Here is a 1,700-nt window from a genome sequence, read left to right on the forward strand (position 1 = left end):
ACGGGGACGCTGACGCTGAGCTATGGCGTCAGCGACGGCGCAGCCGTCACGCCGGCCACGCGGGTGGTGGCGGTGGCCGCAGCCAACGTGGCGCCCGCACTGGGCGGCGCGCCGGCCGTGCTGGCCGCGGCCCGCGCGGGCATCTCCTTCACGCTGACGCAGGCGCAGTTGCTGCAGGGCTTCACGGACGCCAACGGCGACCTGCTGTCGGTCACCGCGCTGGCCGCGGACCACGGCACGGCGGTGCGCAACGCCGACGGCAGCTGGACCGTCACGGCCGCGGCCGGCTACACGGGGGCGCTGACGCTGAGCTACGGCGTGGGCGACGGTGCGGCCGTCACGCCGGCCACGCTGGTGATGGCGGTGGCCACGGCCAACGTGGCGCCGGTGCTCAGCGGCGCGCCGGCGGTGCTGGCCCAGGCCCGCGCGGGCCTGTCCTTCACGGTGACGCAGGCGCAGCTGCTGCAGGGCTTCACCGACGCGGACGGCAACCTGCTGTCCGTCACGGCGCTGGCGGCGGACCACGGCACGGTGCTCCACAACGCCGACGGCAGCTGGACCGTCACGGCCGCGGCCGGCTACACGGGGGCGCTGACGCTGAGCTACGGCGTGAGCGACGGCGTGGCCGTCACGGCGGCCACGCGCGTGGTGGCGGTGGCCGCGGCCAACGTGGCGCCAGTGCTGGGCGGCGTGCCGGCCGTGCTGGCCGCGGCCAGCGCGGGCGTGTCCTTCACGGTGACGCAGGCGCAGCTGCTGCAGGGCTACACGGACGCCAACGGCGACCTGCTGTCTGTGACGGCGCTGGCGGTGGACCACGGCACGGTGGCGCAGAACCCCGACGGCAGCTGGAGCGTCACGGCCGCCGCTGGCTACACGGGAGCGCTCACGCTGAGTTACGCCGTCAGCGACGGCCACGCCAGCACGGCGGCCACGCGCGTGGTGGCGGTGACCGTGGCCAATGCGGCGCCCGCGCTCAGCGGCCCGGCCACCGTGCTGGCCGAGGCCACCGTCAACGTCTCCTTCACGGTGACGCAGGCGCAGCTGCTGCAGGGCTATACCGACGCGGAAAGCGAGGCGCTGTCCGTCACGTCGCTGGCGGCCGACCATGGCACGGTGGTGCGCAATGCCGACGGCAACTGGACCATCACGCCTGTGGCCGGCTACAGCGGGCAGCTGCGGCTGAGCTACCGCGTCAGCGACGGCGTGAACAGCACGTCGGCCATCCTGGCCGTCCAGGTGGCCAAGAGCACCAGCGGCTTCGCCATCACCAACGTCACCGGCAGCCAGGGCGGCAGCGGCTACAGCGTCAGCGGCGCGGGCGACGTCAACGGCGACGGGTTGGCCGACCTGATCGTGGGCGTCCCCAACGACGCGGCCGCAGGCACCAATGCCGGCCGCAGCTTCGTGCTGTTTGGTCGCACCGGCGCCGGGACGGTGGACCTGTCCGCGCTGGCCGCGGGCAGCGGGGGCGGCTTCGTCATCAACGGCCAGGCCGCCAACAGCCAAAGCGGCTACAGCGTCAGCGGGGCGGGCGACGTCAACGGCGACGGGCTGATGGACCTCATCGTCGGCGCGCCCACGTACGGCACCAACGTGGGCCACAGCTACGTGGTGTTCGGCCGCAACGACGCGTCGGCCGTGAGCCTGGCGGCGGTGGCCGCGGGCAGCGGCGGCTTCGTCATCAACGGCCAAAGCAACTA

At 74.1% G+C, this 1,700-nt stretch carries 1 protein-coding gene; it reads left to right on the forward strand.

Annotated elements, in window-relative coordinates; all coding sequences use genetic code 11:
• Nucleotides 1-1,700, forward strand: a 1,700-nt coding sequence (locus ALA01S_RS30950; RefSeq protein ID WP_157119440.1) for a cadherin-like domain-containing protein, incomplete at both ends; no start/stop codon positions are given.

The sequence above is a fragment of the Azohydromonas lata NBRC 102462 genome (assembly GCF_001571085.1).
Taxonomy (GTDB): Bacteria; Pseudomonadota; Gammaproteobacteria; order Burkholderiales; family Burkholderiaceae_C; genus Azohydromonas; species Azohydromonas lata.